The sequence below is a fragment of the Microcystis sp. M144S2 genome (genome assembly GCF_020246065.1).
GTDB classification, from domain to species: domain Bacteria; phylum Cyanobacteriota; class Cyanobacteriia; order Cyanobacteriales; family Microcystaceae; genus Microcystis; species Microcystis ichthyoblabe_A.
In genome coordinates, this window is sequence record NZ_JADBTR010000113.1 from 1 (window position 1) to 25,830 (window position 25,830).

Below are 25,830 nucleotides of genomic sequence, written 5' to 3' on the forward strand. Positions count from 1 at the left end.
GTAGTCAGTTACCTAATTTTCAGGGAAAAAGTACCTGAATTTTACCCCCGATCCCTCCAATGGTCGGCACTTTTTGAGGTCAAAAAAGTCTAAAAGCCTTATCCAACAAGGTTTTTAGATTTATTCAGCAAGCCCTAGTTAGGGAACAGGCAACAGATGGTGTACTTTATAAGACTGAGAAACGCTATAAATGATTAACGAAATACATCAGACTACAATCACACCCAACAAAAAAGCTCTAACTTGCCCGGGCAAAACCTCTCACAGATATCTCTCCAGTTGCAATGGAAAGATAACTTGAGGTCTAACTGATTGATTATGCTCCCAAATAAGCCGCTAATTCTTCCGAACCGCCAATTAATTGCCCGTTAATGAAGACTTGCGGGGTGGTGGTATTGCCACTCATGGCCCGCAGAGAACGACTGGTGGCATCGCGTCCGAGGATAATTTCTTCGTATTGTAGCCCTTTTTCTTCTAACATTTTCTTGGCCCGGAGGCAGTAGGGACAGCCCACTTTCGAGAAAAGAGAGACTAAAGGCGGTTTTTTGGCTTCTGGGTTGATGTAGTTTAACATCGTTTCTGCATCGGAGACTTTGAAAGGATCTCCCGGTTCTTCTGGTTCGATGAACATTTTCTCGATAACACCATCTTTGACTAGCATCGAATAGCGCCAAGAACGTTGACCGAAACCTAAGTCAGCTTTATCGACTAACATCCCCATCCCTGCGCTAAATTCGCCGTTACCGTCGGGAATTAAAAGGATATTATCACATTCTTGGTCTTTTGCCCACTCGTTCATGACAAAGGTATCATTCACCGACAAGCAAACAATAGTATCTACGCCATTTTCCCGAAAAACTGGGGCTAATTCGTTATATCCGGGTAAATGAGAGGTGGAACAGGTGGGAGTGAATGCCCCGGGTAAGGCAAAAAGAACAACGGTTTTTCCTTTGAATAATTCCTCGCTGGTGATGTTCACCCATTGATTATTTTGACGTACAGGAAAGGTGACATCGGGAACTCTCTGCCCTTCTCGGTTTGGTAGCATAATCGTCAACTCCTAATCGCTAAGTCGTACTCATTTCGAGTTTGTATAAATTAAGTGTAATCATAACGACTACGAGTTGTCAACAAGTATTTATACTTAAATCAGGAGATAGGAGACAGGAGGCAACAGGCAACAGGCAAGAGTCTCCAAGAAGGAATCTGGCAATTCTCCCACCTAAAAAGAAGATTAGAAACTAAGTACATCAAAGCTTTTAGCTGAACAAATAAGGTTTTAGATTCGTCCGTTGTTATCAGTTACTTCTGTCTCCTGTATACTGTCTCCTGTCTCCCCACTTCCCCACCTCCCAATTCATAATTCATAATTCATAATTCCCACTTCTCCCCACACCCAACCCCTTTTTTTACTGAAAAATGATGTTTTCCTTCCTGAAAAAAAGCTATAAATGGCTAGGACTAGCGATAATAACGGTGATTTTGGCGATTACACCCGCCGTCATTGCCCAATCAACCACTAGCACCATACCTCTGGCAAAAATTAACTGGTTACAGGCGATTTTTTTGGGATTTGTGCAGGGAGTGACGGAATTTTTGCCGATTAGCAGTACCGCTCATTTAAAAGCGATTCCCGTCTTTTTGGGTTGGGGAGATCCTGGTGTCACCTATACAGCAGTGATTCAATTGGGCAGTATTGCGGCGGTATTGTCCTATTTTTGGCAGGATTTAAGGCAAATATCCACGGGAATGGTGAAAGCGGTGGCTAGTTCCGATTATCGTTCCCAGGATTTTCGTTTAGCCGTGGGGATTATCCTAGGCACAATTCCGATCGTTTTCTTCGGTTTGTTAATGAAACTTTTCATTCCCGATTTAGATAACTCCCCCCTGAGAAGCATGACAGCGATCGCCTGTGCCTCCATAGTCATGGCTTTACTCTTAGGTACGGCCGAAAAAATCGGGAAACATAAACGCAGTTTTGAGACTTTGCGACAAAAAGACGGGGTTTTAATGGGATTAGCCCAAGCTTTAGCCCTAATACCGGGGGTATCTCGTTCTGGGTCCACCTTAACTGCCGGGTTATTCATGGGTTTAGAAAGGGCCGTAGCAGCGCGATTTTCCTTTCTGCTGGGGATTCCGGCGATAACTTTAGCCGGTTTAGTAGAATTTAAAGGCGTTCTCGACCAGATTAACACCAGTGAATTAATTCCCCTCGCTATTGGGGTAATTTCCTCGGGGATATTTTCCTATCTTTCGATCGCTTGGTTATTAGATTATCTCAAAAAACAGAGTACCTGGGTTTTTGTCTGGTATCGTCTCTTTTTCGGGGTTACTATCCTGATTGGTGTAGCCTGGGGGCGTTTTTCCTGACCTTTTGGCATTCTAATTAATTTCTAAAAAATCTTGCAATTTTTTTAGATAAGTGGGGGCATCTTCTAACATGGGAAAGTGAGCGGTATTAGCCATCTCCACATACTGGATATTATTATTCAAATCCGCCGCCATTTTGCCCATTTTGGCAGGGATAATAATGTCTTTTTCCCCTGATACTAAAAGAGTTGGTATTTTAATCTCGGCAAATTTACCTGGCATAATTTCCACTGCTTTTTTACTCACAGATGTATAAATTGTGCCTAGGGCTGCCTCATAATCCGCCGCTAAAAAATCTTCTAAAAAAGCAATTCTTTCTGATTTTGGGATCGATCGATGCAAAAATCTCGCCATAAATAATTGATCGGCAAAAGGTACTTTTAAAAACCAATCATAACGAAACTGTACCACATACTTACCGAATTTATGAAAGGCAGCAAAAGCCGCCTTGTCCCTGTGGAGAAACCCGGTTTCTTTGTCTATGGAGCGATCGCAATTAGCCCTAAACCAATCTAACAGGTAGGTTGACTGGCGCGATTAGTTTAAGTTTAGACATAATTGTGTTAATTATGTTTTTTTAATGCAGATGAATAGCTTGGCAATAAGGCTATCATCAATTATAATTAAAATCAATAAAAACAGATCAGCGATATTTGAGAATAATTGTAATTATGAAATTTGTGTTAAGTTCTCAAAATGTTTATGACTATTTAATCGACCAAAAAATCTGCGATCGCTCACAAGAAAATCCGGGAGTAGAGCAGATTCAGGCTAAAAATTTTAACTTATTAGTGACTTTACCAGAGGGGCGAAAGTTACTGGTTAAACAAGAACAATTTATTAATTTAGAAAAGGAAACGGTGGGTGAGTTTTTTGGGGAATGGCGAATCCCCAAATTTCTAGAGAACTTTCCTGAAATTGACCATTGGCGTAGTTTTCTGCCAGAATTACTGCTCCACGATGCTGATAACTCAATTTTAGTTTCTACTTATCTGGATAATTATCAGGATTTAGCAGAGTTTTATTCTAAAGAGAATCTCTTTCCAGCTCAGGTTGCTACTCAAATCGGCAGTTGTTTGGCGACAATTCACCGTGATACCTGGAATCAGAGTATTTATCGGGAATTTTTTGTCAAAGAAGAGTTTGCTGGAAAACCGAAAGTATCTCCGCTATTATTAGAGAGTTTGGAAAGGATCGGTCCTGAAATTTTTGGTATGGCTCCGATGGATGGATTGAAATTTTTTGCACTTTATCAACGATATGATAGCTTAGGAGAAGCAGTTCATCGAGCCAGTGAAACTATTTCTCCTGTTTGTCTGACTCACAATGACATCAAGCTCAATAATATTCTTCTGAATCGAAACTGGGAAGATATTAATGGAAATGGGATCCGGTTGATTGATTGGGAAAGGTCTGATTGGGGAGATCCAGCATTTGATTTGGGAATGGCGATCGCTAGTTATCTACAAATTTGGTTGGGTAGCTTGGTGATTAGTAATTCTCTCAGTATTGAAGAATCTTTGCGACTAGCCACTACTCCCCTAGAATTACTGCAGCCATCTATCGGTGGGTTAACTTTAGCTTATTTAGAAACTTTCCCAGAAATCTTAGAATATCGTCCTGATTTCTTAAAGCAAGTGGTACAGTTGGCCGGTTTTTCTTTAATTATTGGGATTTTGGCAATGATTCAGTATCAAAAAACCTTTAATAATACGGGGATTGCTATGCTTCAGGTAGCCAAGGCTTTGTTATCTCGTCCTGAATCGTCAATGCCCACGATTTTTGGGGCTACTGCTACTCAGTTAAATCAGATTAATTCTTCTGTTGTTGGCAAAGTTTAATATCGTTGAGTATCTTGAAAAATTATGTCATTACTTAATTCTCAATTCCATCATTTAGCCCCTGAGGTTAGAGGTCGGTTAAAGGAAGTTTTGTTAGATATTGCTGAAAATGTCGAAATTTCCGCTAATTTTTCGATTCGTCATCCTGATTATCAACCCTGGGAACTGCCTGCTGAGATGTTGTCTAGGATTCAGGCTTTACCGAAGGAAATACAGGATAAATATATGAGCTTACAGTTGCGGAGTTTTCTTTATGGCATTTATTATAATGGGTCAATGCAGGCATCGCAAGCATTAGGTTCTGAGAATAAGGGTCAGCAATTAGATTTGGAGAATAATAGTTTTGCTGGCGTATCTATGGATTTTTATGGGCAGTTAGAGGAAGCGAATAAGGGTGAGGGTTATTTTGATTCGGGTTGGTCGGTTTTGAGAGAAGAAACCGATGGCAGTTTGGCTGTAACTAAGGGCGGTTTGCGGTTACATATCCAACGGGACAAGCATCTTCAAGAGTCTGAAAAAGCGGCGGCTGTGGGGGATGTTGTGTCAATTTTGATGCCTAAGAATTTGGTGCAAAATGGCTTTTATATGGCGGTGGGTAATGCCGGTTTACAGAGAGAGGAAGCGATGGTGCGGCTCTATTTTAATGTTACTCCCGAAGGCGCGGTGGCTGTGATGACTGGGTTGACTGAAAGGTTAAATGAGAGGGGCATTCCTTTTAGTTTTAAGGCTTTGTATAATCCGGTTGATTATCAACGGTATGATGCTGGGGTGCTTTATTTTGGCAAAACAGATTATGAGTTGGTGAGGCAGGTTGTGGCTAATGTTTATCAGCAGAATCAGTCTGTTTTTAAGCCTGAAATACCTTTATTTACTCTGGAGTTAGCACCGGGATTGGGGTTAGCGGAGGAACCGGACAAAAAGTTTGGCAGTGAGGAAAGTTTTGGGATGAATCGCTGTCAGATTATAGCCAATGGGTTGTTGATGGCTTGGCAACAGGAGGACAATTCTGCGGTGGGTCGCATTACTGCTATTTCTGAGCAGTTTTCTGGGTTGGGGATTGATTGGCAGCGTCCTTATTTGAATGCTGATTCTGAGGATGTTTATCAGGGATTAGAGTTGGCAAGCTGATGCTAAGAGAAAATCAGAAACCGGGTTTTTACTATTTTCCTGAGTTATTCTGGGTAAAGCATAGAAAAAACCCCGGTTTCTTTCTTGGCGCAGAACTCGGAGACTCAGAAACCGGGTTTCTTTTTCGGGTAAAATAGGCTTATCGCCTTGCTTTTACTCTGGTTGGCAAAAGCGACCTGTGACTCGCTCATATTCATCTTCCAGTAACCACATAAGACTTTCTTCGTAAGTATCGCTGGTAAAGATAGATTGATAGTTTTGTGCGGGATTTTGAATCGAGAATTTACCGGATTGTTCTTTAACTAACATCAGAATATAGGGGGGTGAAAGCCAAGGATCTACCCAGATTTCGGCAAATTCCCATTGTGTTTTTTCTGTTGGCGTAATTTGCGTTTTTGCGTTTTCAGGATTTTGTGGTGCGCGGTCTGGTACGAGGTATGACATGATATTTTCCTGTGCTTTTTTTTATTTTTATTTCTCCATAGTGGAGAGGGATTCTCGTTCCATCTAATTTTAGGATATACCCAATTGGTTCGGCAAAAAATAATCCATAGCGTTCGTATTTGTCTTCTGAATCTGCTGCTCCCGTTCTCTCTCCTCTTTGCTTAATTTCCTCTGCCACTCTCTCCATTGTCTGGCGATTGTTAAACAAATAGACGATTCCTTCGATTTCCAGTTCTCTTTGGGATTTTTCGGTTTCGGGTAAATGTTTGTCAATCAGACTGGTTCGGTTTTCTAGATATATTTCTCTGTTAATACCACTCATGTGATTTGTTTAACTAGCCATCTTACTATAACAAAAAGCGGTAAGGGTCGCTATGCCGTCAGGCTTATCGCCTATCTTAAAATAAAGTAGCAATCGGCCCATCGCTAAAGTTTAGTCTCATTAGGGCATAGGGCTATTTTTTTGACCCGCCACCACCCGAACCCAGGGGAGAGAGATATAAAAAAGACATAATTGTGTTAGTTCTGTCTCAAAAACAAAGCTCGGTGATACGAAATAATGGGAATTTGCGGTCATAATCTACGTGAAATTACGGTGTTTTGGTCGGTAAAATTGAGACATAATTGTGCTAGTTAGATGAACCTTAAAGTTGCTCAACCCCTTGTCATTATTTGAGAGTTAGGCAATAATAAGAGTCATAGGGAAAGGAAGAGCATAATTAATCTGACTACCTCAAAGTAAAACTTATTCCAAGAGGAAACGAAAATGGCTAATATTACTATTTCTGACTTACGTCCTGCTGGTGCAGATTTGTTCTCGGATTCTGAAAGTTATATGCATGAATTGACCGATTCGGAAATGCTTGATACATTAGGAGGTTGGCGTGTCATAATTACGTGGACTTTGGTTTGCGTCGAGAAGTGAATAGAATAGGAGACTTTGATTAATTGCTTTTGTTATGATTTTTCGAGGTTCCCAAAAAATGAAACCGAGATAGTTTTATTATCTCGGTTTATTTGATGTTTTTTAAAAAAACTTAATTGCAAATCTCAATATTTTTATTAGCTTGGAAATCAATCAGAGAGTTACTAACCCAATCGTTAAATAAATCTCCAGCAATTTTATTGCGAAGCCAGTTGTCTAGCTTCCTTTCAATAATCTCTTCGACTAAAATTAGATGCACTCCCTTAGAAGTCACAATCGGTTTAAGAACCTCTGGTGGTGTCGCCGCAAAAACAGCAGCCGAAATCTCTGGCTTCAAATCTTTACGATATAATATTCCTCGATATCCTCCTTTTCGGCGTAACTCTTTATCCTCAATATACTTGTGAGCCACATCATAGAAACTCATTTCCCCTTCCTGAATAGAATAAAATAATTCCATCGCTAAATCTTCATCCTCTAACACCACTTCATACATCACTACCCCAGCATAATCTAATTGATGCTCATAAAAATATGGCTCAATTTTATCCGCAAAAAGATGAACAGCTAGTTTGCTGGCAAGACCTTGATAGTACACAAATTCTTCAAAATCATCTAAAGACAGATGATTTTTTTTCATCCAAGCCCAGGTATCCTCTTCACTAAGAAGTTTATACATTTTTCGGTATTTGTCTGCCATCTCTTGAAGATCCTCAGCTTCTAGCTTGATTCCTACCTCTTCTGCCGTATTGGCGATCATTTTACGGGTAATAATTGCTTCTATGAGTTCAGAAGTTTTTAAAGACAGCTTAACTTGTTTCAGAATATCTTCAGCAGTAATGGTAATAGATTGTGACATGATTAATTTTTCCTGAAAAAACTACAACATCGAGAGATTGCCAAAAAGTTTTTACAATTCTAAACCTCCTTTTTGTAACTTCTTGAATGGGTCAAGAATAAAATCAATAACGCGACGCTGACGCACCACCACCTCAGCGGTAGCTGTATCTCCCGGACGTAATGGAATACAGTCATTAGCACTAGGAATACAAGTTTGATTTAAATGAATTTCTAGTTCATAAATTGCTACTCGTCCCTGAGATGTTTCTTGCATTTTGGTGGTTGGGGAAATTTTAATTAAACTTCCATCAACTACGCCATAGTCCTGAAAAGGATAAGCATCAAACTTCATCTTAACCGCCATTCCTTTCTGTAATGAACCACTTTGTGTAGTGGCCATTTCTGCTTTCAATAAAATATCCGCTTTTTGGGGCGCTATTTCTACAATCATTCCTCCTTGTTGTACCACATCTCCCACCCCAGTAATCGGCAAACTAAAAATAGTGCCTCCTTCTTGGGCTCTAACAATCCGTTTCTCTAACTCAAACTTCAAAGAATCAATTTCTTTCTTTGTTTGCGTCACCTCAGATTTAAGACTACTGATTTGGCTATCCAAACTTTTTAGCTGTTCTTGAATTTTAGACAGAGCAATTTCCCCCGCATGAGTAAGGGTTTGAACACTATTCTCTTGCTCGGCTAAACGCAACTTCGCTTGCTCAATGTCCGCTTCCCCTTGATTAACAATTCTCTCATAACTCCTCTTTTGTTCGATTAATCGTAACTCCGCTTGCTCAATATCCGCCTTCCCTTGATTAACAATTCTCTCATAACTGCTTTTCTGCTCTTCTAGTCGCAGTCTGGCTTGCTCAATATCTGCTTGACTTTGCTTCCAAATACTTTGTCTTTCATCGGCGATATTTTCCTGTTCAACGACCCGAACTTCCGCTATCACTCCATTATGGAAAAGATTCTGGTAACGTTCGACTTCCCTCAAGGCTTTTTGTAAGCGCAATTCTGCTAAATTATAAGCGGTGTTGCTATCCTCTAACTGTTGTTTGGCTTGGGCAACTTGAGTCAGTTTCTCTTCTCTTTGTAAATTTAAGGTTCTTCTGAGTGCTGCCAGATTTTGCTCCGCTTGAGCAATTTGAGTCAGTTTTTCCTGTTCTTGCAAATTGTATGTTGTCTTAAGAGACTGAAAGGTTTGTCGAGCTTGTTCTACCTGAGATAGTTTCTCTAATTGTTGGGACTGATTTTGCCGTTCTTGGGTACGCAGTTCGGTTTCTAGCTGATTTTTTTGTTGCTTTAGTGCATTCAGCCGATTATTTTGACTTTGTAGTTGAATTTGCAGTTGGGTAATTCGCTCACGAATAGGGAGACTGTCCAGTTCCATTAAAATATCCCCAGCTTTTACCATGTCTCCTTCTTCAATATTTAGCATTTCAACTTTAGCCGTTTGGGAATTAAGAGCCGCAGATGTATAGGTTAAATTTAGCTTTTGCTTAATTGTACCACCTTGCGGTTCTAACCGTCCCCTAGCACTACCCGTTTCATCTACCCGAGACAACATTCCCCAAGGCAAAGCGATCGCCACAAAAACGATTAAAAAATAGAGCAGTCCTCGCGTCCACCGCTGAGGTAACGCATCCAACAGTTCCTTTGTGGCAAAAGACCAATCCGCCGAAGAATTTAGGTTACTTCCTGGTAGATTTTGGTCGCTTTTACGACCATTTAAGTCTGCTTGGTTAATCTCATTAAACTGGGTCATAATTTATGAAAATCTTGCTCAGATTTATGAACATTAGTTAAGTTGCTGGTGATTTAAATAGTAGTAATGCCCTTTTTTTGCCATTAACTGCTCGTGATTTCCTTGCTCTATTAATACTCCTCTATCTAAAACTAAAATTATATGAGCATTTCTAACGGTAGATAAGCGATGGGCAATAATTAATGTAGTACGTCCCTTAAGAATTCTATTCAAATTAGTCTGAATAATTCGCTCCGACTCCACATCTAAGTGGGAAGTTGCCTCATCAAAAATCAATAGACGAGGATTGCCTAATAACGCCCTAGCGATGGCTAATCTTTGCCGTTGACCACCAGACAATAACCCTCCACCTTCACCAATCTGGGTTTCATAACTCATCGGTAACTTTTGAATAAACTCGTCAGCACCTGCTAATTGAGCGGCTTCGATAATTTCCGCCTGAGTTGCAGAAGGTCGCGCTAGGGTCAAGTTGTCCCGAATTGTGCCACCAAATAAAAAAGTATCCTGGTCAACAACACCAACCCTTTGACGCAAAGAAGATAAAGAAATGCTAGTTATGTCATGACCATCAATGAAAATCTTCCCATCTGTAGGGGTATATAGCCCCAAAACTAGCTTAGAAATAGTAGTTTTTCCTGAACCAGAACGCCCCACTAAAGCTACAGTCTGTCCGGCTTTGATTTCAAAGCTGAGATTCTCTAAAACATTAGTTTCGCTTTCTGGGTGGTAACGAAATGTCACCTTGTCAAAAATAATATCTCCTCGTAAATCTGTTAAATAATAACGAGCGTGAGATTGCAAATCTTCCTCTGGTTCGGTATCAATCACATCATTAATTCGCTCCACTGCAATAATTACCTCCTGTAACTCATTCCATAGAACCGTTAACCGCTGAAAAGGGTTTATTACATTGGCAATTAACATATTAAAAGCCACCAACTGCCCGATGGTTAATTCTCCTTGAATCACTAACCAAGCCCCAAACCAAAGCAGCCCAGTGGTCACTAAAGATTCAATGGTTAAGCTAAATACTTGGAGTCGGTTGCTAATAATCTGCCCAGAAAAGTTTTTGCGAATTGACTTGTTGAGAAACTCCTCCCAACGCCAGCGCACTACTTGCTCAATTGCCAGAGATTTGACCGTGCGTACACCAGTCAAAGATTGGATTAAATAACCACTTTCTTCCGCTAAGGCCGCAAATATTTCTCTGGATATCTTTTGTAGGAAAGGAGTAGCAATGATAGCAAGCAGGAAAAAAGGTGGCACAATGACTAATGCCAGTAAAGCCATTTTCCAGCTATACCAGAACATAAGTCCCACATAGATAAAGACCGTGAGTAAATCTAATACAATAGATAGGGCTTCACCCGTTAGAAATCTCTCAATCTTGCGGTTTTCCTGCACCCTGGCCATGATATCCCCCACATAGCGAAACTCAAAAAAACGCAGGGGTAATCGGAAAGTGTGGGTAATAAATCCCACAATCATGGCTAAATTTACTTTGTTGGCAGTGTGGTCGAGGAGATATTGTCGTAATCCGGTCAAAGCAACCCGAAATAAACCAAAAATGACTAACCCTAATCCCACAGCCGTTAAGGTTAATGTACTGCCTTGAACAACTACCCGGTCGAGGAGTAACTGAGTAAATAGTGGGGTAACTAATCCGAAAATTTGAATGACTAAGGAAGCAATAAATACTTCTAGTAATACTTGACCGTGAGGACTGGCTAAATTAAAAAATTGCCAAAATGGGGTAGTATGATTTTTGAGTTCCTTGATTAAAGCTGTCGGTTGTAGGAGTAGTGTATAACCCTGCCAACCTGTTTTAAATTCTGGATATGTTAAACTCCGTTGACCAATAGCAGGGTCAGCAACAATGACTTGATTGCGAGTGATTTCATAAACGACAATATAATGATTACCTTCCCAGTGAGCGATTGCGGGTAATTTTTGTTTAGCCAGTTGGTCAATACTGGCTTTAACTGGTCTAGTGGAAAATCCGATACTTTCCGCCGCAGCGGATAGTCCTCGCAAAGAAGCCCCATTGGCATCTACATTAGCAATATCTCGAATGCGGTTGACACTAAACTTTTTGCCCCAATAACGGGCAACCATTACTAAACAAGCAGCACCACAGTCAGAACCACTTTGTTGCTCAAAAAAAGGATAGCGTCTAGTAATATGCTGCCATAGATGAGTAACGCGCTGAGTGGGGCTAGGGAAATAAGCCTTGTTAACTTTTTGCTTGTGGGTTTTTAGATATATTTCATCTTTGATTGTGCTAATTCCCGCAATTAGTTCCTGGTCGTCGTTTACGGATAAATCTAGTTGAGTATTTATGGAAAATTTCCTTTTTTGTTCATTATCTTTAGCGGTAGCTAAATTGTACAAATACTCCTTAAATCGGGAATTTTTATGAATGATAGAGCGCAAAACTTTACCAGGAATATAACATAGCTCTGCTTGAGGCGAAACCCTGACAGCATAATCTAAAAAACCGGCTTCAGGAAACAAAGTACATTCCCCAAATAGTTGAGCCGGATGCAGGGTGCTAATTAAGTCCAGGCTACTGTTAACCAGTCTTACTTTGCCAGCGACCAAAATATATAAGCCATCGGATGCTGAGATACTTTCCAACAACAAACCGGGGTTAGGTTTTGAAAATTCAGCCGACTCAACTAAACTGGCTAAATCCTCTTCTGATAAAAATTGACCGATTAGACCAGATAGATATTCTTTGGTAGTCATTTCTCCCTCGATAGTGTTGCAAACACTTAATAGCACTTAATAGATTTTTCATGATGATTAAGAAAATGCCACCTCCTCTGGAATGTCCCTAATCACAATGCCGCTTTTACTGGATTTTTTCGGCTCATTTTTTTCAAGGTTATTCGATTTTGGTCTGGTAGATAAACCCATTTGTTTGAGTAGTCTGTTGATATGGCGATCGCTGATTTTAATTCCTAATTCTGCGCTCAGGTGCTCGCTGAGTTTCTTAGCAGTCCATCGGGAAGCCGAATAACTAAAATCACGGTGAGGGACTTTAACTTCTCTAGGGCTTTGACTGACTAACTTCCTCAAACGCTGCAAGCATTCCTCGTCTACAGTTTGAGGTCTGCCAATTGGGCCACTATTCCACTGGTGAGCCTGACCAGACTTGGCGAGGGTTATCCAATGGCGTGCTGTACTATGGGAACAGCCCAACTCTTGGCAAATTTGGGTTTGGGTTTTACCCTCATCTGCCAGCAGCATAATTTGAATTCGTTGAAAATGGCGCTTAGACAACCCTTTTTCTAGGCTTTTTTCTAAGTGTTTTCTCTGAAAAGCACTGAGAAATCGACCAGAGTTATTGGGAAAATTAATACCAGTTTGAGATGATTTCATAAGCTGATACTCATTGGCATTAGAGGATTTTGGACAATCTGCGACATCTTTGCAAAACAAAATTTGGCGTTGCGTATTTGCGGTATAAATCAATTAGACACGGGTATTACCTCGTACTCGTAGAACAGATGGTGGGCAGTTAGCACGGTGTATGTCGCCCATGCTTTTTGAGCATTATACCAGATACTTCTGGTTTAAGTAGTCGGACATAAGTTTTCGCTGCTGTATAAAGTTTTGTAAATAGGGTAGAAAGCTGTATGCAGCAGCGAAAACCGCCTCTTTTACATTCCTTAACATAGTGTTGTTCATTTATGGCTCTTCTGGTTTCTGTGTGGAAACGAGGTCTATACTGATAGTTTCTTCTTTCAAAATAGTCCTAAAAGTCCTGACCAGTAAGCATTTAACCTTACATAAGCAAAAATTATCACACAAATTTGAGAAGAGCCCAGAAGGTAAGAGGTAGTTAGATATGTGTAATTAATTTTGCTTAGGTACTTATCATCCAATTCCGCTGTATAATTTCCTCCACTAAAATCAAGCTTATCCCTTTAGCTTTCACAATAGGTTTAAGCAACTGAGGAGGTTTCGTAGCAAACACAGCAGCAGATATTTCTGGTTTTAAATCCTGGCGACGCTGTACCCCCAAATATCCACCCTGACGGCGTAACTCTTTATCCTGAATATACTTGTCAGTCACATCATAGAAACTCATTTCCCCTAGCAAACCCTAATTAATTTCTAAAAAATCTTGCAATTTTTGTAGATAAGTAGGGGCATCTTCTAACATGGGAAAGTGAGCAGTATTAGCCATCTCCACATACTGGATATTATTATTCAAATCCGCCGCCATTTTGCCCATTTTGGCGGGGATGATAATATCTTTTTCCCCGGATACTAAAAGAGTTGGTACCTTAATCTCGGCAAATTTACCCGGCATAATTTCCACTGCCTTTTTACTCACAGATGTATAAATTGTGCCTAGGGCGGCCTCGTAATCCGCCGCCAAAAAATCTTCTAAAAAAGCAATTCTTTCTGATTTTGGGATCGATCGATGCAAAAATCTCGCCATAAATAATCGATCAGCAAAAGGTACTTTTAAAAACCAATCATAACGAAACTGTACCACATACTTACCGAATTTATGGAAAGCAGTAAAAGCGGCTTCATTATACTCAAAAATGCCATTACAGGTTAAAATTGCTTTGACTACTCTTTCGGGGTACATAGTAATAAAAAAAGTCGCCACCGATGCCCCCATAGAGTGACTATTGAGATAGATTTTTTCAATTTCCAAACTATCTAAAAACAATGCTAGATCAAGGGCATATTCTTCTAAATCGTAGGAAAGATCGGAGGATTTTTCCGGCAATTTAGACCGACCAAAACCCCGCATATCGTACAATAAACAATCAAAGCGATCGCAAATTGCCGCAGCCGTTGATCGCCAATAGCGTCCCGATCCTCCCCAACCATGAATAAACACCATCACCGGCTTTTTCTGGGCAGATTCCGACTGTCGAATCCACTCGTAATAGTGGGGAACACCTCGGACAGTGATTGTTTTATCTATTATTTGAGTTTTCATGATAGATGTCGTCTTCCAGATTATCCCAAATCTTAGCCAGTGCAGTTTCGCTGACTTTTTGCCAGAAATCCGAGTTTGTCTCCTCCGGGATGAGGGTGACTAAAACCCTAGTACCCTCTGGAATCGGCACGGATTCGAGGAGTTCGATCCGGCCTTCTTTGATGATCGCGGGAACGGTGTTCAGCATGGTTAACCTCGATTTTTCCCCTTAAGCGGATTCTTGAGTGGGTAGAGAGGAAGGATGAACCAATAGATCTGCCGTGGAACGTTTTTCCACCATTTCGCGGGTGATTAAACATCGTTTCACGTCTTTGCGCGAGGGCAATTCGTACATGACATCGAGCATTAATTCCTCGACAATACCCCGCAGGGCCCGGGCCCCAGTTTTGCGACGATAGGCCTCTTGGGCGATCGCTAGGACGGCATCAGATTTAAACTCTAACTGTACATTGTCCATCTTCAACAGTTTTTGATACTGTTTCACCAAAGCGTTGCGGGGTTGCGTCAGGATAGCGATTAAAGCTTCCTCATCCAGGGGTGACAGTGCCGCTAGGACGGGAATCCGACCGACAAACTCTGGAATCATGCCAAATTTGACTAAATCATCGGGAGTCATTTGTTTTAATAACCCTGCCGCTACCTTATCCTTACTAGCTTGGCCATCTCCCGGTTGAATAAAGCCCATGGATTTTTTACCGAGACGCTGATCGATCACCTTATCTAAACCGACAAACGCCCCACCGCAGATAAACAGGATATTGCTGGTGTCAATCTGAATACAATCCTGATAGGGGTGTTTGCGGCCGCCTTGGGGGGGAACATTGGCGATCGTTCCCTCTAACATTTTCAGTAAAGCTTGCTGTACCCCTTCTCCGGACACATCCCGGGTAATCGAGGTATTTTCGCTCTTGCGGGCAATTTTATCGATTTCATCGATGTAGATAATGCCTCGCTGCGCTTCTTCCACGTCTAAATCTGCCACTTGTAACAGACGCAAGAGAATATTTTCCACATCTTCCCCCACATAACCGGCCTCGGTTAAAGTGGTGGCATCGGCGACAGCAAAAGGTACATCGAGGATTTTAGCCAGAGTTTGAGCTAGAAGGGTTTTTCCCGATCCTGTGGGACCAATTAACAGAATATTAGATTTTTGCAGTTCGATGCTATCTTCTGGACTACCGCCACCGGCTTTTTGGGTTTGGATATCTTTGAGGCGTTTGTAATGGTTATAAACGGCCACAGAAAGCACTTTTTTCGCCTCATTTTGACCGATAACGTAGTCATCGAGGTATTTTTTAATCTCTCTGGGTTTGGGAATTTGTTCCCAAGTGGTTTTGTTTTGGCCCGATCGCCGTTTGTTGGGACGTTCCTCCACTGGGGCGACCGGACTGGGCGGTTCCATCAATTCCTCATCGAGAATTTCGTTACACAGTTCCACACACTCGTCACAAATATAGACCCCCGGCCCGGCGATTAATTTTCGCACTTGTTCCTGGGATTTGCCGCAAAATGAACACTTGAGGTGGGAGTCGTACTTAGACATAGTTTATTTACAGGGAAGTAACGGGAACGGTAGGATCGGGCAGTTCGGGACGGGAAATCACCAGATCGATTAACCCATATTCTTTGGCTTCGACGGCGGACATGAAAAAGTCCCGTTCGGTGTCGTTGGCGATGCGATCGTAGGGTTGACCAGTGTGATGAGCCAGCATGGTATTGAGTCTCTGTTTAATATAGAGGATCTCTTTGGCTTGGATGGCGATATCACTAGCTTGACCTTGGGCGCCGCCGAGGGGTTGGTGAATCATGATCCGGCTACTGGGTAGGGACATCCGTTTACCTGCCGCGCCACCACAAAGCAGGAATGCTCCCATACTAGCGGCTAAACCGAAACAAATTGTCGCCACGTCGGGGCGAATTTGTTGCATGGTGTCGTAGATAGCTAGTCCGGCATAAACGGAACCACCGGGGGAGTTGATATAAAGTTGGATATCCTTTTCGGGATCTTCTGCTTCCAAGTAGAGGAGTTGGGCGACGATCGAATCAGCGACCTGATCATCGACGGGGGTTCCCAAAAAGACAATTCTCTCGCGCAGGAGTCGAGAATAGATATCAAAAGCCCGTTCACCCATGCCAGACTGTTCGATTACCACGGGTAAAACGTTAGCTAGGGAGTTTCTCCCCGTGTTGGCGTAGATAGCAGGGCGACAATTACTGGTAATTGGGTAGTCAGGTGATCTCGATTCGAGCATAATTTTTTCGGTTCCGCTATCACAATCTTAGGGGTTTTGCTTGGCTGTGGAGCTTTTACTGGCAAATGTTAAGCATCTTTAGCACTTCTGTCCATCTATTATGCCCTAAGTTTCCCCCGGTTGGCAGGAATCAGTCATCAGTTATCGGTGATCAGTTATCAGTGATCAGCTTGTGAAGGCAAAAGGCAAAAGGCAAAAGGCAAAAGAAAGAATCTGGCAATTGTCTTACCTAAAAATAAGGTTAGAAACTAAGTAGATCAAAGCTTTTAGCTTAATAAATTAGGTTTTAGATTCGGTCGAGTTGTCAGTGATCACTGATCAGTTATCAGGGAATGGGGGAATGGGGGGATGGGGGAATTCAACCAATACCCCAACACCCCAACACCCAACACGACTGCTAACTCCTTACGGTTCTTCCTCAGCTGCCAACACTTCCACTTCGGTGAATGCGAAGGTTTCTTCTGTTTCCTCATCCTCGCTTGTTTCTTCCTCTAGGGAACCTTTGGGGACGAGGGTGATAGTAGCTTTTTCCTTCAGCCATGCCAGGGTGTTTTCCGCCAGGATTTCTTCGGTGATCACCTGTTCCAGACGCTGCATATCTATGTCGCGATCGGACAATTGGGCCATGATATTAGCGATTTTTTCCGTTACCGCTTCGGGACTGACTTCAATGCCGGCGACTTTAGCCAATTCCTGCACCACGAGAGTCTGTTTCAGACTTTCGATCGCATCGGGACGGGTGCTTTCCCGCATTTTGGGAATATTATCTTTTGTAAACAACTGGTTGACATCTAGCCCCATTTGTTGAAATTCCATGAAGCTTTGGGTCAAAATATGCGTCACTTCCTTTTCGATCAGCGTCTCCGGTAAATCTAAAGTCGCACCTTTGACCAATTCCTCAGTTAAGGCCTCATAAATGCTGTCTTTGGTTTCCTTCTCCGCTTGTTCTTGGAAACGTTTCTCTAAACTTGCTCTTAATTCGGCGATTGTCTCCTGATCGCTGACTTCTTGGGCAAAATCGTCGTCAAGCTCCGGTAATTCCTTTGCCTTTAACTCTTTCATCGTAATGGTAAAAATTACCGCTTTTGCCGCCACATCTTCTTTGGGATAATCTTCTGGGAAAGTTAAAGTCATCTCTTTGACTTCTTCCGGTTTCATGCCGACAATTCCTTCCACCATCCCCTCGATAAAGCGTCCTGCTTCCATATCCACCCGCAGATCTTCGCCGTCAATATCTGGGATATCCTCGCCAGTTTCGGCGGATTTTCCCCGATAATCAACGATCGCCACATCTCCCAGCTGCGCCCCGCGATCTTCCACGGGAACCAATGTCGCTAACTGTTCTTGACGCTCTTTAAACCAATTTTCCACGGATTCGGGATCATAAACGGTTTCTTCGGCAGTAACGCTCAGATTTTCGTAATCTCCGAGAATAATTGTCGGGGCCACATCCACGGAAACTGAAAAAGTCAAAGCTTTACCCGGTTCATAGGCAGCGATCAAATCCTCAAACTGAGACAATAGCTGGGGATTACCCAGGGACTCGATCCCCTCCTGTTTTAGGGCAGATTCGAGGCAATTTTCGATTAATTCCTCAATTACTGCCGCTTTTACCGCTTTAGTTCCCAATCTTTGCAGAAGAATCTGACGGGGAACCTTACCGGGGCGAAAACCGGGTATATTGGCCGACTTCGCTAAATTATTTACCACTTTCTCGTGGGTGTTTTTCGTGGTTTCGGCGGGAATTTCAATTTCTAAACCTATCTGACTGGCAGGAAGCTTTTCCTGAATAACTTTCATTGATTTTTCTAGCTCTTACGACAAGGAACGTTTATAATAGGGTGAGCGGTGTTTACGCCTGCGGTGGATCCGTCCCGCTCATGATATTCTAGGGGAATAGCTGCAGTTGTTCCCCAAGCTGTCACAATCTTTTTATTTTAGCGGTCAATGGGGTATATTTAATTTATTCCGTCCTTGGGGCAGTTAAGCCCAATCAGAAAATTTTGCTGATCAAAAGCCGATCAATCCAAGCTTGAGAATAACTCGGTGGACAAAAAAGATTTTTTACTGTAACGATTTCTTCGGATCATTATCATCACCCAACTCGTCAGGAGGTCACACAATTTGAGTCAAAAAGTACGGGTCGCTATTTTAGGAGCCACCGGGGCCGTGGGAACGGAATTACTAGAGTTATTAGCTAGTCGTCAATTTCCTCTCGCTAGTCTAAAATTACTGGCTTCCGAGCGTTCTGCTGGAAAAACCCTCGATTTTCGGGGCGAAAGTCTCCTCATCGAAGCGGTAAACGAGCGCTCTTTTCAGGACGTGGATATAGTTCTTGCTTCTGCGGGGGGGTCCACCTCGAAAGCTTGGGCGAAAACTATTGTCGAGTCGGGTGCGACGATTATCGATAACTCCAGTGCTTTTCGCATGAATCCCGAAGTGCCTTTAGTTGTCCCGGAAATCAATCCCGACAGTGTGGACAATCACCGGGGCATTATCGCTAATCCCAACTGTACGACAATTCTTTTAGGAGTGGCGATCTGGCCTCTCCACCAAGTACAGGCGATCGAGCGAGTAGTAGTTTCTACTTATCAGTCCGCTAGTGGTGCTGGAGCGCGAGCCATGGAGGAGGTAAAACAGCAAGCGCAAGCAATTCTTGATAATCGGCAACCTCCCACTAATTCCTTCCCCTATCCCCTCGCTTTTAATCTTTTTCCCCACAATACCCCGATTAATGGTCAGGGGTACTGCGAGGAAGAAATGAAAATGGTCAACGAAACCCGCAAGATTTTTGCTTGTCCAGAGCTGCGGGTTAGTGCCACCTGTGTGAGGGTTCCCGTCCTGCGGGCCCATTCGGAATCGGTTAACCTAGAATTTAGTCGGCCTTTTTCTGTGGTGAAGGCTAGAGAAATTCTTCAGTCCGCTCCGGGGGTAAAATTAGTGGAAGATTGGGACGCTAATTATTTTCCCATGCCAATTGATGCTACCGGTCGCGATGAAGTATTAGTGGGACGTATTCGTCAAGATATATCCCATCCTAACGGTCTAGAATTGTGGCTATGCGGCGATCAAATTCGCAAGGGTGCGGCTTTAAATGCCGTACAAATTGCCGAACTTTTAGTCAAGAAAAATCTCGTCGGTTCAAGATTAGCAACAGTTTGATAATTAAGCGATCAGCCTTCAGCTAAATCAAGGCGATAATAATTAGAAAAATAGCTAATTAACCGGATAAGTAAAGTCTGAAAGCTGATTGCTGATCGCTCGCAAACTGATAACAAAGGCCGAATCTAAAACCTAATTTGTTAAGCTAAAAGCTTCGATGTACTTAGTTTCTACCCTTCTTTTTAGGTAGGAGGATTGCCAGATTCTTTCTTTTGCCTGTTGCCTGTTGCCTTCAGAAGCTGATAATTGATAACTGATAACTAATCAATGAGTGAAACATATTTTGGACGAGTAATTACGGCGATGGTGACACCCTTCACCGTCGAGGGTCAAGTTAATTATGCCCTGGTGGAAAAATTGGCCGATTATCTAGTTACTCACGGTAGCGATGGTATAGTGGTCTGTGGGACGACGGGAGAATCACCCACCCTAAGTTGGCAGGAAGAATACGAACTATTTAGTATTGTCAAAAAAGCGGTTAATGGTCGGGGAAAAGTGATTGCGGGGACGGGTTCTAATTCCACTTCCGAAGCGATCGAAGCGACCCAACAGGCTGCTAAACTGGGTTTAGATGGCTCTTTACAAGTGGTTCCCTACTACAATAAACCTCCCCAAGAGGGTTTATATGAGCATTTTTGTGCCATTGCCAAAGCTTGTCCCGATCTGCCGGTAATGCTTTATAATATCCCTGGTCGTACGGGTCAAAATATGACCCCAGAAACGATTATTAAACTGGCAGCAGTTGATAATATTGTGGCGGTAAAAGAAGCTAGTGGTAATTTAGAACAAACCTGCAAGATTTACTGTCATACTCCTGAAAATTTCGCTATTTATTCCGGCGATGATTTTCTCACCTTACCCCTGATGACCTGTGGTGCGGTGGGAGTGGTCAGTGTTGCTAGTCATCTAGTAGGAGAAGAAATCCAAGGGATGATTCAAGCTTTATTAACCGGAGATGCGGCCAAAGCGATCGAGATTAACTTGAAATTATTTCCCCTATTTAAAGGTTTATTCTGTGCCACTAATCCAATTCCAATTAAAGCGGCCTTAAATCTAGTCGGTTGGGAAGTGGGGGGTCTAAGACTTCCTTTATGTTCCTTAAGTCCCGAACTAGAAGAAGGATTAGCAAAAATTATGCAAGAATTGGCTTTAATCTAGAAAAATACTAGAAATTCTTGCCCACTAAACTGGGATTTTTCGAGAAAGTAGGTTATAATATTAATAGCTTAACTAGAAGAAAAGAAATATAGTTTAGAACTGCTAGAAAGTATTGATACTAAGTGAATTTAGCTAGGTGTTATTTCCCTAGTTCGACTTATTCTAACTATTCATTTTTTGAGATTTCCCGTCCAAAAAAAACCACCTGAAAAATCACCATAACTTACCATCAAAGGATACCTAATGAATCAAGATAAAACCCAAGCAAAACTAAAGATCATTCCCCTAGGAGGATTACACGAAATCGGCAAAAACACCTGTGTTTTTGAGTACGATGATGAGATTATTCTCCTGGATGCTGGTTTAGCTTTTCCTTCCGATGATATGCACGGGGTCAATGTAGTGCTTCCCGATATGACTTATCTAAGGGAAAATCGCCATAAAATTAAGGGTATGATCGTCACCCACGGTCACGAAGATCATATCGGTGGCATTCCCTACCATCTCAAACAATTTGATGTGCCAATTATCTACGGTCCGCGCCTAGCGATGGCTTTATTGCGGGATAAATTGGAAGAAGCAGGATTAGCAAATCGTACCAAATTAGAAACCGTAGTTCCTCGGCAAATGGTGCGTTTAGGTAAATCTTTCATGGTGGAATATATCCGCAATACCCACTCGATCGCCGATAGTTTTTGTGTAGCAATTCACACTCCTTTAGGGGTAGTTATTCACACGGGAGATTTTAAAATTGACCATACTCCTGTGGATGGGGAATTCTTTGATCTGCAAAAAATTGCCGAACATGGCGAGAAAGGGGTGCTATGTTTATTGAGTGATTCCACTAACGCGGAAGTACCCGGTTATACTCCCTCGGAAGCTTCCGTTTATCCCGGTTTAGAGCGGGTTTTTAACCAAGCAACGGGACGGATTATGATCACTACCTTTGCTTCCTCGGTGCATCGGATTAATCTGGTGTTGAAATTGGCCCAGAAATTTAACCGGAAAGTGGTGGTAGTGGGTCGATCGATGTTAAATGTCATCGCTCATGCGCGCAATTTGGGGTATATAAAATGTCCCGATGATCTGTTTGAACCCTTGAAAGCGACCCGCAATTTAGCCGATGAAAAAATCGTTATTTTAACCACAGGCTCCCAGGGGGAACTTTTAGCGGCCATGACGCGGATTTCTAAGGGTGAACATCCTCATATTCGCGTGCGTCAGGGAGATACGATTGTCTTTTCCGCTAATCCGATTCCGGGTAATACCATCGCTGTAGTCAATACAATTGATCGCTTAATGATGCAGGGTGCTAACGTGGTTTACGGACGCGATAAGGGAATTCACGTTTCCGGCCATGGTTCCCAAGAAGACCATAAATTGATGCTATCTTTGACCCGGCCGAAGTTTTTTGTGCCAGTGCATGGAGAACACCGAATGCTGGTCAAACACGCTCAGATGGCCCAAAGTATGGGGATTCCCGCCGAAAATATGGTGATTGTCAAAAATGGTGACACGATCGAGTTAACTGGCGATCGCATTGCCATCGGCGCACCAGTGCCTTCGGGAATCGAGTTAGTTGATCAAGCAGGTGTGGTCCACGAACACATTATGCAGGAAAGACAACAATTAGCCGAAGATGGTGTGATTACGATCGCCGCCTTCGTTAACGCTGAGGGACAATTAAGCGCACCTCCAGAGATTAATTTGCGCGGTGTGGTGACAAAAGTGGAAATCTCGCTGCTGAATCAGTTAATTATTCGGGCGATCGAACGCTGTTTAAGCGATCGCATCGGTGAATTTAAAACCGCCACGGGGTCCCCGGATTGGGACCGTTTGCGGGCCGAAATCGAGACGACTTTGCAACGTTTAATCAAACGGGAGTTACAGAGTCAACCCCTAGTGATTTTCCTCCTGCAAGCGGCGGCAACGGAACCAGCGAACAATCGTACTTATCGCCGCCGTCGTCCCGCAGCCACCATGGCCTCCTAATAGCAGTGAGCAGTGAGCAGTAATCAGTAATCAGTGATCAGTAAACAGTGAAAAGATGGCAAGAAACTGCTATTTAATACTGGTCACTTAACACATACTGCTCACTTAAAACTCAAATCTGATAACTGTTAACTTACCCACTGATAACTGATAACTGATAACTGATAACTGATAACTGATCATGTTCCATGCTGCCGATTTGCGATCGCTGCTGACCGCCGTTGCCAGGGGAGAAATTAACCCGGAGACAGCCTTAGATAAACTTAAACATCTGGCCTTTGAACCGGTGGAAGACTTTGCTAAAATTGACCATCATCGTCAATTAAGAACGGGATTTCCGGAGGTTATCTGGGGACCGGGTAAAACCACCGCTCAAATCGCCCAAATTATCGGTGTATTGCGTCAAAATAGTCCCGTGGTTATGGCCACCCGCATTGAAGCAGAGATAGCAGCCCAGCTACAGGAACAGGTAACAGACTTAGTTTATTATCCCTTAGCCCGCATCTGTGCCATTGCCGCAGCCGCTCCAGAAAATCCCCCAAAAGGGATAATTTCCATCCTAACGGCGGGAACTGCCGATATTCCCGTAGCGGAGGAGGCGGCGGTTACTGCTCAATTATGCGGTTTTTCCGTGCAGCGTCTCTGGGATGTGGGGGTAGCGGGAATTCATCGACTCTTGAATCATCGCCATCTATTGGATGCCGCCGATGTGTTAATTGTTGTTGCGGGAATGGAAGGAGCCTTACCAAGTGTGGTAGCAGGATTAGTTGATCGCCCGGTGATCGCCGTTCCCACCAGTATCGGTTACGGAACCAGTTTCGGTGGTATTGCTCCTTTGTTAACTATGCTCAATTCCTGCGCGGTCGGCATCGGTGTGGTTAATATAGATAATGGTTTTGGGGCTGCCATGTTAGCCGGCCAAATTTTACGCACGGCGGCCAGATTAGCCTAGATTTTCCCTCATCTCAGGCTGAAAATCCTATACAGTTGGTATAGGGATAAACTACTTTGAAAAAGAAGCCGATATGCACCTAAGTGAAATTACTCATCCCAACCAGTTACATGGTTTATCACTCCGTCAATTAGAAGATATTGCCCGTCAGATTCGCGAAAAACACCTCCAGACGATCGCCGCTACCGGTGGACATTTGGGACCGGGGTTAGGAGTCGTAGAACTAACGATCGCCCTTTACCAAACCCTCGATCTCGATCGAGATAAAGTCCTTTGGGACGTGGGACACCAAGCTTATCCGCATAAACTCCTCACCGGTCGCTATAACGATTTTCACACCCTGCGCCAAAAAAACGGCGTTGCGGGCTATCTAAAACGTTGCGAGAGCAAATTTGACCATTTTGGGGCTGGACACGCCTCCACGAGCATTTCTGCGGGGTTAGGAATGGCTTTAGCCCGGGATGCCAAGGGAGAAGATTTCAAGGTAGTATCGATCATCGGGGATGGCGCTTTAACCGGGGGTATGGCCCTAGAAGCGATTAACCATGCTGGACATTTACCGAACACCAACATCATGGTTATCCTCAACGATAACGAGATGTCCATTTCCCCCAACGTCGGGGCAATTTCCCGCTATCTCAATAAAGTGCGTCTGAGCGAACCCGTCCAGTTTATCGCCGATAATCTCGAAGAACAATTTAAAAATCTACCCTTCTTCGGTGACTCCCTCACTCCCGAAATGGAACGAGTCAAAGAAGGAATGAAACGGTTAGCAGTTCCCAAGGTTGGCGCAGTGATTGAGGAATTGGGCTTTAAATATTTTGGCCCGATTGATGGTCATAATATTCCCGAATTAATCGCCACTTTTAAACAGGCCCATAAGGTCCACGGACCGGTTTTCGTCCACGTTGCCACCGTTAAAGGCAAAGGCTACGAATGGGCCGAAAAAGATCAAGTGGGTTATCATGCCCAAAATCCCTTTAATTTAGCCACGGGTAAACCGATTCCCTCCAGTAAACCGAAACCTCCGGCTTATTCTAAAGTTTTCGGGCATACTCTCACTAAATTAGCGGAAAATGACCCGCGCATTATCGGTATCACCGCCGCTATGGCCACTGGGACGGGATTAGATAAATTTCAGGCAAAACTACCGAAACAGTATATCGATGTGGGAATTGCCGAACAACACGCGGTTACTCTCGCTGGTGGTCTTGCTTGCGAAGGAATGCGCCCGGTTGTCACCATTTACTCTACTTTCCTGCAGCGGGCTTTTGATCAGATTATTCACGATATCTGCATTCAAAATCTACCGGTTTTCTTCTGCATGGACCGGGCCGGTATTGTCGGGGCCGATGGACCGACCCACCAAGGTATGTACGATATCGCCTACCTGCGTTGTATCCCCAATATGACCATTATGGCCCCGAAAGATGAGGCGGAACTGCAAAGAATGGTCGTAACGGGGATTAATCATACCAGCGGCCCCATTGCCATGCGTTACCCCCGGGGCAACGGTTTAGGGGTTCCCCTGATGGAAGAGGGTTGGGAAGCTTTACCCATCGGTAAGGGCGAAATTCTCCGCAGTGGCGATGATATTCTCCTGTTAGGATACGGCACTATGGTCAACACTTCCCTACAGGTGGCCGAAATCCTCAGCGAACACGGCATCGAAGCCACAGTGGTTAATGCTCGTTTTGTCAAGCCCCTTGATACAGAACTTATCTTTCCCCTTGCTCAACGTCTTGGTAAGGTGGTGACTTTAGAAGAAGGTTGTTTGATGGGTGGTTTTGGTTCTGCGGTTTTGGAAGCTTTACAGGATGCTAATATTCTAGTTCCAGTCAAGCGTTTCGGGGTTCCCGATAAATTAGTGGACCACGCAAAACCAGAGGAATCCTTCGCTGATTTGGGTTTAACCAGTCCCCAGATTGCCCAACAGGTTTTAGCGGCATTTTTTAGCCAAAAACAAACCGCTAACGTCGGTTAAAATCTCAAGATTAGCTTGGCCAGTTTTCCCGAAAAATTAGGGAAGACT

At 43.2% G+C, this 25,830-nt stretch carries 21 protein-coding genes and 1 pseudogene; 8 read left to right on the forward strand and 14 right to left on the reverse strand.

The features are described from left to right. Positions 1–316 precede the first annotated feature (316 nt). Positions 317–1,048 carry a glutathione peroxidase gene (locus tag IM462_RS13285; RefSeq protein ID WP_287703875.1) on the reverse strand — a complete coding sequence of 244 codons (732 nt, stop codon included), beginning with the start codon at positions 1,046–1,048 and terminating at the stop codon, positions 317–319. 371 nt (positions 1,049–1,419) lie between these two features. On the opposite strand from IM462_RS13285, the gene IM462_RS13290 reads away from it, so the two are divergent. Then, positions 1,420–2,370, forward strand: a complete 951-nt coding sequence (locus tag IM462_RS13290) for an undecaprenyl-diphosphate phosphatase (protein ID WP_287703877.1) — start codon at positions 1,420–1,422, stop codon at positions 2,368–2,370. Positions 2,371–2,382: 12 nt separating this feature from the next. Here IM462_RS13290 and IM462_RS13295 read toward each other — a convergent pair. Continuing rightward, positions 2,383–2,823: pseudogene (locus IM462_RS13295) on the reverse strand (alpha/beta fold hydrolase); the annotation flags it as partial. A gap of 218 nt (positions 2,824–3,041) precedes the next feature. Here IM462_RS13295 and IM462_RS13300 point away from each other — a divergent pair. Together IM462_RS13300 and IM462_RS13305 are read left to right on the forward strand one after the other, a co-directional pair. Next, positions 3,042–4,211: a phosphotransferase gene (locus IM462_RS13300; protein WP_287703879.1), complete on the forward strand. Its 1,170-nt coding sequence runs from the start codon at positions 3,042–3,044 to the stop codon at positions 4,209–4,211. A 24-nt stretch (positions 4,212–4,235) separates the two neighbouring features. Next, the gene (locus IM462_RS13305; RefSeq protein ID WP_287703881.1) at positions 4,236–5,339 is read left to right on the forward strand and encodes a T3SS effector HopA1 family protein; all 1,104 of its coding nucleotides are present in this window, start codon (positions 4,236–4,238) and stop codon (positions 5,337–5,339) included. A 153-nt stretch (positions 5,340–5,492) separates the two neighbouring features. Here IM462_RS13305 and IM462_RS13310 read toward each other — a convergent pair whose 3' ends face one another. From IM462_RS13310 to tig, 12 genes are all read right to left on the reverse strand, one after another. Further along, on the reverse strand, positions 5,493–5,783 hold the full coding sequence (locus IM462_RS13310; RefSeq protein WP_002737941.1) for a hypothetical protein: 291 nt from the start codon (positions 5,781–5,783) through the stop codon (positions 5,493–5,495). Then, a complete protein-coding gene (locus IM462_RS13315) occupies positions 5,743–6,105 on the reverse strand; it encodes a DUF6972 family protein (RefSeq protein ID WP_002738203.1) in 363 nt (120 codons plus the stop codon). The genes IM462_RS13310 and IM462_RS13315 overlap by 41 nt, the downstream gene beginning before the upstream one ends. A 715-nt stretch (positions 6,106–6,820) precedes the next feature. Then, the gene (locus tag IM462_RS13320) at positions 6,821–7,567 is read right to left on the reverse strand and encodes a peptidylprolyl isomerase (protein ID WP_287703885.1); all 747 of its coding nucleotides are present in this window, start codon (positions 7,565–7,567) and stop codon (positions 6,821–6,823) included. A 51-nt stretch (positions 7,568–7,618) separates the two neighbouring features. After that, positions 7,619–9,313, reverse strand: coding sequence for a beta-barrel domain-containing protein (locus IM462_RS13325; protein WP_185240925.1), 1,695 nt, complete (start codon positions 9,311–9,313; stop codon positions 7,619–7,621). Between the two features lie 33 nt (positions 9,314–9,346). Continuing rightward, entirely contained in the window at positions 9,347–12,061 is a 2,715-nt protein-coding gene (locus tag IM462_RS13330; protein WP_287703887.1) for a peptidase domain-containing ABC transporter, read from the reverse strand. A gap of 57 nt (positions 12,062–12,118) precedes the next feature. Continuing rightward, positions 12,119–12,697 (reverse strand): helix-turn-helix domain-containing protein, encoded by a 579-nt coding sequence (locus IM462_RS13335; RefSeq protein WP_002737810.1) that lies wholly within the window; start codon positions 12,695–12,697, stop codon positions 12,119–12,121. Between the two features lie 487 nt (positions 12,698–13,184). Continuing rightward, positions 13,185–13,409 carry a peptidylprolyl isomerase gene (locus IM462_RS13340; protein ID WP_287703889.1) on the reverse strand — a complete coding sequence of 75 codons (225 nt, stop codon included), beginning with the start codon at positions 13,407–13,409 and terminating at the stop codon, positions 13,185–13,187. A gap of 15 nt (positions 13,410–13,424) precedes the next feature. Then, on the reverse strand, positions 13,425–14,282 hold the full coding sequence (locus tag IM462_RS13345; RefSeq protein WP_287703891.1) for an alpha/beta fold hydrolase: 858 nt from the start codon (positions 14,280–14,282) through the stop codon (positions 13,425–13,427). Continuing rightward, positions 14,260–14,469, reverse strand: coding sequence for a hypothetical protein (locus tag IM462_RS13350; RefSeq protein WP_004160464.1), 210 nt, complete (start codon positions 14,467–14,469; stop codon positions 14,260–14,262). Before IM462_RS13350 ends, IM462_RS13345 begins: the two co-directional genes overlap by 23 nt. Positions 14,470–14,490: 21 nt before the next feature. Continuing rightward, the gene (gene clpX / locus IM462_RS13355) at positions 14,491–15,825 is read right to left on the reverse strand and encodes an ATP-dependent protease ATP-binding subunit ClpX (RefSeq protein ID WP_287703893.1); all 1,335 of its coding nucleotides are present in this window, start codon (positions 15,823–15,825) and stop codon (positions 14,491–14,493) included. A gap of 7 nt (positions 15,826–15,832) precedes the next feature. Continuing rightward, positions 15,833–16,534 carry an ATP-dependent Clp endopeptidase proteolytic subunit ClpP gene (gene clpP, locus IM462_RS13360; RefSeq protein ID WP_002736918.1) on the reverse strand — a complete coding sequence of 234 codons (702 nt, stop codon included), beginning with the start codon at positions 16,532–16,534 and terminating at the stop codon, positions 15,833–15,835. 405 nt (positions 16,535–16,939) lie between these two features. Continuing rightward, entirely contained in the window at positions 16,940–18,334 is a 1,395-nt protein-coding gene (tig, locus tag IM462_RS13365) for a trigger factor (protein ID WP_287703895.1), read from the reverse strand. 324 nt (positions 18,335–18,658) lie between these two features. On the opposite strand from tig, the gene IM462_RS13370 reads away from it, so the two are divergent. The 5 genes from IM462_RS13370 to dxs all read left to right on the forward strand — a co-directional run bounded on the left by IM462_RS13370 (position 18,659) and on the right by dxs (position 25,782). Then, complete coding sequence (locus tag IM462_RS13370) at positions 18,659–19,696, forward strand: aspartate-semialdehyde dehydrogenase (protein WP_287703897.1); 1,038 nt, start codon at positions 18,659–18,661, stop codon at positions 19,694–19,696. Between the two features lie 267 nt (positions 19,697–19,963). Further along, on the forward strand, positions 19,964–20,854 hold the full coding sequence (dapA, locus tag IM462_RS13375; protein ID WP_287703899.1) for a 4-hydroxy-tetrahydrodipicolinate synthase: 891 nt from the start codon (positions 19,964–19,966) through the stop codon (positions 20,852–20,854). 243 nt (positions 20,855–21,097) lie between these two features. Further along, complete coding sequence (locus IM462_RS13380) at positions 21,098–22,846, forward strand: ribonuclease J (RefSeq protein WP_287703901.1); 1,749 nt, start codon at positions 21,098–21,100, stop codon at positions 22,844–22,846. Positions 22,847–23,027: 181 nt separating this feature from the next. After that, positions 23,028–23,798: a nickel pincer cofactor biosynthesis protein LarB gene (larB, locus tag IM462_RS13385; RefSeq protein WP_104395804.1), complete on the forward strand. Its 771-nt coding sequence runs from the start codon at positions 23,028–23,030 to the stop codon at positions 23,796–23,798. A 73-nt stretch (positions 23,799–23,871) separates the two neighbouring features. Further along, positions 23,872–25,782, forward strand: coding sequence for a 1-deoxy-D-xylulose-5-phosphate synthase (gene dxs / locus IM462_RS13390; RefSeq protein ID WP_287703904.1), 1,911 nt, complete (start codon positions 23,872–23,874; stop codon positions 25,780–25,782). The last annotated feature ends 48 nt before the right edge of the window (positions 25,783–25,830 follow it).